Below are 7954 nucleotides of genomic sequence, written 5' to 3' on the forward strand. Positions count from 1 at the left end.
TACGGGAAAATGGGAGTGAGTTTTTTGGGGAAAAACATCTACACGCATAAAATCAACTTGTCAGCCGATAAGTTTTTTCAGCAATATAAACAAATTGCAGCCGGTGAAAGCTACCACGTCCTTTTGGAAAGTGGGAGGGGAGGGCGTTACAGCATTGCGGCATTCAGTCCTTTTGCAATTATCAAATCCAAGGGATGGAATTGTCTTGAAATCATGGAAGAAGGCAAGCCTGCCGTTACGGTGGATGGAAACCCCCTTCATGAACTAAAGAAGTATATGGCCGATTTCAAAATTGAGGCCGAATCGCCAATCCCCCTTGCCGCAGGCGGAGCAATTGGATATTTAAGCTATGACTATGCAAGGTACATTGAAACACTGCCTAAGCTGGCAAAAGATGAACTTTGTATTCCTGACCTCTATTTTATGCTCCATAGAGAATGGTTTGTACTTGATTTGCATGAGGGCTCAGTGAGAATGTACTTTCTTTATGAAGAGGAAGAGAATAATGACTTGGCGAAGCGTGCCGCGCATTGGGAAGCCCGGTGGAATGAGCCTGCTGCTGATACGGAAATACAGCACGATTGTGATGCCTATCAGGAACGAGAGGTCTCAATTGGGGAGAATCAATTTATGGAAGCGGTCGGCAAGGTGAGGGAATACATTGCTCAGGGTGATGTGTTCCAGGTAAACCTGTCTGTTAGGCAGACCAAGCCGATTGGCGTTCCAGCGCTTACGGTCTATGAGAAGCTGCGGGAAATCAATCCTTCGCCGTATATGGGATATTTCCATTCACCTGAATTCCAGTTAGTAAGTGGTTCCCCAGAACTGCTCGTCAAGAAAATGGGGGATGAAATCAGTACAAGGCCGATAGCGGGGACAAGATCTAGGGGAAAAGATGAGGAAGAAGACCAACTGCTAGCTAATGAATTGATTGAAAGTGAAAAGGAACGGGCAGAGCATGTGATGCTTGTGGACCTTGAGCGAAATGACCTCGGGAGGGTTAGCGCCTATGGGTCGGTTGAAGTGAATGAGTTCATGGTCATTGAAAAATATTCACACGTCATGCATATAGTTTCAAATGTCCGCGGCAAAATCGTTCCTGAAAAGGACGGGTTTGATTTGATTGATGCCGTTTTTCCGGGTGGGACCATTACTGGGGCGCCGAAAGTGAGGACGATGGAAATTATCGAAGAGCTTGAGCCCTCTAGGCGTGGCCCTTATACCGGTTCACTAGGATGGATTGGGTTCAACGGAGACCTTGAGCTGAACATCATGATACGGACAATGCTTGTAAAAGAAGGACAAGCCCATGTACAGGCAGGCGCAGGAATCGTTATTGATTCAAACCCCAAATATGAATATAAAGAGTCTCTGAAAAAGGCAAGAGCGCTTTGGAAAGCGAAAGAACTTGCGGAAACAGGTGATAACAAATGATTTATATGATTGATAACTATGACTCCTTTACGTACAATCTTGTCCAATATTTGGGGGAGCTAGGCGCGGACTTGGTTGTAAAAAGAAATGACGAAGTATCAATGGAGGATATCGAGCAGGCAAACCCGTCCATCCTGATGATATCCCCAGGCCCGTGCAGCCCAAATGAGGCTGGGATCAGCCTTGAGGCAATTTCCTATTTCGCAGGCAAGGTCCCCATTTTTGGCGTATGCCTTGGACACCAGTCAATCGCTCAGGTGTTCGGCGGGGATGTCGTCCGCGCAGAGAGGCTAATGCACGGGAAAACATCGCCCATTCATCATGATGGGAAAACGATTTTTAGTGGAATCTCTAGCCCGTTTGAAGCAACCCGCTACCATTCCTTGATTGTAAAAAAAGAAACGCTTCCGGATTGCCTTGAGGTGTCAGCCTGGACTGAAGAGGGCGAAATTATGGCGCTTCGCCATAAGGAAGCAGCCATCGAGGGGGTTCAGTTCCACCCGGAATCCATTATGACTGGCCCGGGAAAACAACTCCTCGCCAATTTTATCAAGGCCCATTCGGGATTTAAGAAGGGAAATAGGAATGTATATTTGGCAGAACGGTAGACTTGTCAAAAAGGAAGAAGCGGCGATTAGCCCTTTCGACCACGGCTTCCTTTATGGTGTGGGGCTGTTCGAAACCTTTAGGGTTTATGATGGCCATTCCCTGTTGCTCGGCGACCATCTTGCTAGGCTGAATGCAGGGCTTGAAATCCTCGAGATTGACAGGAAAATTAGTTTGGAAGAAGCGGAAGCTGCTGTGGATATGCTCTTGAGGGCGAATGGATACACGGACGCCTACATTCGCTTTAATGTTTCAGCAGGGATGGGGGAAATCGGCCTTCGGTTCGAGCCTTATGATTCGCCAGAAGTAATCGTTTTTTCAAAGCCGCTACCGCCGGCAGGCTCTATGCAAGAAAAGTTCGGAAAAATCCTTTCCCTACCCAGAAATACGCCTGAGGGAAAGGAACGGCTGAAATCGCACCATTATTTGAATAACCTTCTGGCTTGGCGGGAGCTACGCGATTTTCCTGGAGCGGAAGGGATATTTTTGACGAAGGAAGGCTTTGTTGCTGAAGGAATTGTATCGAATGTGTTTTGGGCCAAAGGAGGTATCCTTTATACCCCGTCTATGGAAACAGGGATACTAAACGGGATTACCCGTCAGTTTGTAAAGGAGCTTGCCTTTAGGTCCGGAATTGAGGTTTGTGAAGGGGTATATACTGCAGAGGAATTGCTTGAGGCCGAAGAGGTGTTTTTTACGAACTCGATTCAGGAAATTGTTGCATGCCCGCAAATTGGGAATACTTGCTTTAATGGCAAAAATGGGAAACTGGCCAGCTTTCTGCATAGCAGGTACGCGGCCGGCCGCAAATTGTATCGCAGCAAGAGTGAAATTGGAACGGAGGATTTTTAATGAGCAACGGACATGGAAAAATCGTATGCGGAAAGTATATCCTTGATTATATGCAAAAAACCATTGTGATGGGGATTTTAAATATAACCCCTGATTCCTTTTCCGACGGCGGAAAATTCAATGCGGCCGACCGCGCGGTTGCACGTGCCCGGGAAATGGTCGAGCAGGGCGCCGATATTATCGACATTGGCGGCGAATCCACTCGTCCGGGCCACGATCCGGTTTCACTTGAAGAAGAACTTGAAAGGGTCGTCCCAATTATTGAGTCATTAGTGAAAGAAATTGCGGTGCCAATATCCATTGATACTTATAAAGGGGAAGTCGCTAGGCAGGCCCTTAAAGCAGGCGCCCATATCGTAAATGACATTTGGGGGGCAAAAGCCGAGCCTGAAATCGCTAAAGTTGCCGCTGAATTCAACGCACCGATTATTCTTATGCATAACCGCGATAATCGCGATTATGAGCTTTTCACACGTGATGTGTTTACGGATCTTTACGAGAGCATCCGTATTGCAAAAGAAGCAGGAGTACAGGATTCGCAAATTATCCTTGACCCCGGGATTGGTTTTGCAAAGAACTTTAAGGAAAATATCGAAATGATGCAAAACCTGGATACGCTTGTTGCCCTTGGTTATCCGGTCCTTCTTGGCACTTCCCGAAAAACGTTCATTGGCCGGGTCCTCGAATTGCCACCCGAGGAAAGAATGGAAGGAACAGGGGCCACAGTCTGTTATGGGATTCAGAAGGGGTGCCAAATGATTCGCATTCATGATGTAAAGGAAATGGCGAGGATGGCCAAAATGATGGATGCTTTAATGGGCAGGGGGAGAGTGGATGGATAAAATCCATGTAAATCAAATGGCGTTTTATGGGTACCATGGTGTTTTTTCCGAAGAAACGAAACTGGGGCAGCGGTTTATTGTCGATCTTGCGGTCGGCCTCGACTTGAAGAGGGCGGGGGAAACCGATGACTTAGATGCTTCTGTCAATTACGCCGAGCTTTACCAAGTCTGCAGGGAGGTCGTCGAAGGTAAGCCGTATAAATTAATTGAGTCAGTTGCTGAAAAAATCGCATCAAGGATTCTTGGTGAATTTGCGCTGATTGAAGAAGCAACTGTCAAGGTAATTAAACCTGATCCCCCAATCCCAGGCCATTACCAGTCAGTCGCTGTTGAAATTACAAGGAGAAGATAATTGTGGAAAATCACGCTTTCCTTTCACTCGGTTCAAATATGGGTGACAGATTTCAAAACCTGAAATCAGCGATTGGCATCCTCGACAGCCACCCTTCAATTAATGTAAAAGAATATTCCTCTATTTATGAAACGGACCCAGTCGGTTATGAGGACCAGGACCTATTTTTAAATATGGTGGTAGAGATTAAAACAGATTTGCCGCCAGGCGAATTGCTGGAAGTATGCCAAGGGGCCGAATACTCACTTGGGAGAAAAAGGGGAATGAAGTGGGGTCCGCGCACAATAGACCTTGACATTCTCCTCTATAACCAAGAAAATATTGAAACAGAGAAGCTTATTATTCCCCATCCCCGGATGGCGGAACGTGCATTTGTGCTTATGCCACTGTATGAAGTTGCCGGAAATATAACTCTTCCAGGAAAAATCGAACCACTTCCATCAATAGTGGATCGCTTGCCTGATAAAAAAGGAGTACGGATATGGATGCGGAAAAATGGGGAAGACGGATTCGGGCCTTCAGAAAACTAAAAGGATATACCCAGGACAGTTTTTCAAAGGAGCTTGGAGTATCGGTTTCCGTTCTTGGGGAGATTGAGAGAGGCAACCGGTTGCCAACTGCTGACTTTTTAAGGAGAGCTTCACAAATTTTGCGCGTAAGCATCGAGGATATGGCTCCCCCTGAGGAGTAAGATAAATAGTTTACAGAAGGGAAGGCCGTTACTAATGTTGAAAATTGGCGATATTGCCATGAAGAACCCCGTTGTCCTGGCCCCTATGGCAGGTGTCTGCAATTCGGCATTCCGGCTGACCGTGAAGGAATTTGGTGCGGGTCTTGTGTGTGCTGAAATGGTCAGCGACAAGGGCATTCTCTTCAAGAACGAAAAGACAATGAATATGCTTTATATAGATGAGCGCGAAAAGCCGCTAAGCCTCCAGATTTTTGGCGGTGAAAAAGATACGCTTGTCGAGGCCGCAAGATTCGTTGACCAAAACACTAATGCGGATATTATTGATATTAATATGGGATGCCCAGTTCCGAAAATCACAAAATGTGATGCAGGAGCGAGGTGGCTTCTAGATCCGGATAAAATTTATGAAATGGTCTCCGCGGTTGTTGATGCTGTAGAAAAGCCGGTTACGGTCAAAATGCGTATGGGCTGGGACGAGAAGCATATTTATGCCGTTAAGAACGCCCGCGCGGTTGAACGCGCCGGAGGGAAGGCTATCGCGCTCCATGGCCGCACCCGTGTCCAAATGTACGAGGGCCAAGCAAACTGGGATATCATCCGCGAGGTGAAACAGGCTGTAAACATTCCCGTCATTGGGAATGGCGATGTCCAGACCCCGCAGGATGCGAAGCGCATGCTTGATGAAACAGGTGTCGATGGCATCATGATCGGCCGCGCCGCTCTTGGGAATCCATGGATGATATACAGGACCGTTAAATACCTTGAGACTGGTGAATTGATGGACGAGCCATCGGTCCGTGAAAAGATAGACGTATGCATCCTTCACCTTGACCGATTGATAGCCCTTAAAAATGAATACGTCGCTGTCCGCGAAATGCGTAAGCATGCTGCCTGGTATCTGAAAGGGGTCAAGGGAAATGCCAAGGTCCGCAACCCCATAAATGAGTGTAATACAAGAGATGACCTTGTCATGCTGCTCAATGCCCTTGTTACAGAAGCCGAAGAAAAGGAAAGCCAGGCAATCGTCGGGTAAGAGGTTTTAAAGAGTTTCACAAGTATGGTTTGGTGAAACCCGGTCTTTGGCCATATAAGGTGTAGGGCTGTCAGTAAAAAACTGGCAGTCTTTGTTGTACTTATAGTTTTTTAATGTCCCTCGAAGGAAGTTTGTGTACAATGGTACTAATGTCTCTTTTTATGTGAAATTGTCTAAACTGCATAAAGGAACTTTAATAAATCAATTAGCGCGTGTATGCATACCGCACTATATAAATGGGGAGCTGAATGTAGATGAGCCAAGAGGAATTAAATGACCAGCTTTTGGTAAGAAGAGAAAAAATGAATGAAATGCGCCAGAATGGGATTGACCCGTTTGGCAAAAAATTCGAACGTAACGCCAATGCAAAATCATTAATCGAACAGTACGGCGAACTGGAAAAAGAAGAGCTTGAGTCGAAGGGAGTATCCGTTTCCCTTGCTGGCCGTATTATGACAAAACGCGGTAAAGGAAAGGCTGGGTTTGCCCACATTAAAGACCTGACCGGCCAAATCCAGATTTATGTCCGCAAAGATGAAGTTGGGGACCAGCAATATGAACTATTTAATTCAACAGACCTTGGCGACATCGTTGGTGTGACAGGGACACTTTTTAAAACCCAGGTTGGCGAGCTTTCCATTAAAGTAACAGAGTACACCTTCCTGACAAAGGCGCTCCGTCCACTACCTGATAAATTCCATGGCTTAAAAGATGTTGAACAGCGTTACCGCCAGCGCTACCTGGACCTAATAATGAGCGATGAGAGTAAAGCCACATTTGTTATGCGCAGCCTTATTCTTCAGTCGATGAGGCGTTACCTTGATGAACAAGGCTATCTTGAAGTAGAGACTCCGATGATGCATGCAATTGCCGGAGGAGCATCTGCACGCCCATTCGTCACACACCACAACGCACTTGATATGGAATTGTTCATGAGGATTGCCATTGAGCTCCATTTAAAGCGACTTATTGTCGGAGGCCTTGAAAAGGTATACGAAATCGGGCGTGTATTCCGGAATGAAGGGGTCTCAACGAGGCATAATCCGGAATTCACAATGATCGAGCTTTATGAAGCGTATGCGGACTTCAAGGATATCATGAAGCTTACTGAAAACCTGATAGCCCATATTTCCCGCGAAGTGTTGGGAACAACCCTCATCCAGTATGGTGAGTATGAAGTAAACCTTGAGCCGGAATGGAAGAGGCTTCATATGGTTGATGCCATTAAAGAACATACAGGTGTCGACTTCTGGAAAGAGACAAGCATAGAGGAAGCACGTGCGCTTGCTAGAGAACATGGAGTTGAAATAAACGAACATATGCAATATGGACATATCGTCAACGAGTTCTTTGAGCAAAAGGTAGAGGAAAAACTCATTCAGCCAACCTTCATTTATGGGCATCCAGTTGAAATTTCTCCTTTAGCAAAAAAGAACGAGGATGACCCTCGTTTCACAGATCGTTTCGAATTGTTCATCGTTGCCCGTGAACATGCAAATGCCTTTACGGAGCTGAATGATCCAATCGACCAAAGAGAGCGTTTTGAAGCACAACTTAAAGAACGTGAGCAAGGAAATGACGAAGCCCACGAAATGGATGACGATTTCATTGAAGCCCTTGAGTACGGGATGCCTCCAACTGGCGGACTTGGAATAGGAATTGACAGGATTGTTATGTTGCTGACAAATTCTCCGTCAATTCGAGATGTCCTGCTATTCCCATTAATGAGGCACAAATAAAAAACAAACATCGCCGGTTTCCTTATAAGGGAAGCTGGCGTTTTTTCTATTCCAGCGATTACTATCTTCCTATAGAGGTAGTACTGAAAAAAATGTGAACAAGAACATTGTCATTTGTGATTCTGGAGGGAACTGTTTTAAAAACGTCCGGGTATAACGGCAATATTGGTATTTTTATCTTTATAATTAAATTAAAAAACTGTTGCAAGGGACATACAAAGGTGCTATATTAGTAAATGTTGCTGCGACGGCAACAAAGAAGATTAGAAAAAAGCAAAAAAAGATGTTGACTTCAAGTTAACAACCTGATAGACTAATAAAGTCGCCTTTGAGCGACAAGGTAAAAATTGCTCTTTGAAAACTAAACAAACAAGCGTCAACAAACAATATTATAGTGATCTTCGG

General features: G+C 45.6%; 9 protein-coding genes. All 9 read left to right on the plus strand.

The features are described from left to right. The first annotated feature begins 9 nt into the window (after nt 1-9). The 9 genes from AR337_RS22075 to lysS all read left to right on the plus strand — a co-directional run bounded on the left by AR337_RS22075 (nt 10) and on the right by lysS (nt 7549). On the plus strand, nt 10-1434 hold the full coding sequence (locus AR337_RS22075) for an anthranilate synthase component I family protein (RefSeq protein ID WP_059174218.1): 1425 nt from the start codon (nt 10-12) through the stop codon (nt 1432-1434). Beyond that, nucleotides 1431-2042: an aminodeoxychorismate/anthranilate synthase component II gene (gene pabA / locus AR337_RS22080; RefSeq protein ID WP_059174219.1), complete on the plus strand. Its 612-nt coding sequence runs from the start codon at nt 1431-1433 to the stop codon at nt 2040-2042. The genes AR337_RS22075 and pabA overlap by 4 nt, the downstream gene beginning before the upstream one ends. After that, nucleotides 2020-2892, plus strand: coding sequence for an aminodeoxychorismate lyase (gene pabC, locus AR337_RS22085; RefSeq protein ID WP_059174220.1), 873 nt, complete (start codon nt 2020-2022; stop codon nt 2890-2892). The genes pabA and pabC overlap by 23 nt, the downstream gene beginning before the upstream one ends. Next, complete coding sequence (folP, locus tag AR337_RS22090; RefSeq protein ID WP_059174221.1) at nt 2892-3734, plus strand: dihydropteroate synthase; 843 nt, start codon at nt 2892-2894, stop codon at nt 3732-3734. The genes pabC and folP overlap by 1 nt, the downstream gene beginning before the upstream one ends. Then, entirely contained in the window at nt 3727-4086 is a 360-nt protein-coding gene (folB, locus tag AR337_RS22095) for a dihydroneopterin aldolase (RefSeq protein ID WP_059174222.1), read from the plus strand. Before folP ends, folB begins: the two co-directional genes overlap by 8 nt. A gap of 2 nt (nt 4087-4088) precedes the next feature. Continuing rightward, on the plus strand, nt 4089-4616 hold the full coding sequence (gene folK / locus AR337_RS22100; protein WP_059174223.1) for a 2-amino-4-hydroxy-6-hydroxymethyldihydropteridine diphosphokinase: 528 nt from the start codon (nt 4089-4091) through the stop codon (nt 4614-4616). Further along, a complete protein-coding gene (locus AR337_RS22105; RefSeq protein WP_059174224.1) occupies nt 4568-4777 on the plus strand; it encodes a helix-turn-helix transcriptional regulator in 210 nt (69 codons plus the stop codon). Before folK ends, AR337_RS22105 begins: the two co-directional genes overlap by 49 nt. A 34-nt stretch (nt 4778-4811) precedes the next feature. After that, nucleotides 4812-5810, plus strand: coding sequence for a tRNA dihydrouridine synthase DusB (gene dusB / locus AR337_RS22110; protein WP_059174225.1), 999 nt, complete (start codon nt 4812-4814; stop codon nt 5808-5810). Nucleotides 5811-6064: 254 nt separating this feature from the next. Beyond that, entirely contained in the window at nt 6065-7549 is a 1485-nt protein-coding gene (gene lysS, locus AR337_RS22115) for a lysine--tRNA ligase (protein WP_059174226.1), read from the plus strand. The last annotated feature ends 405 nt before the right edge of the window (nt 7550-7954 follow it).

This window comes from Bacillus sp. FJAT-27445, assembly GCF_001510665.1.
Taxonomy (GTDB): Bacteria; Bacillota; Bacilli; order Bacillales; family Cytobacillaceae; genus Bacillus_D.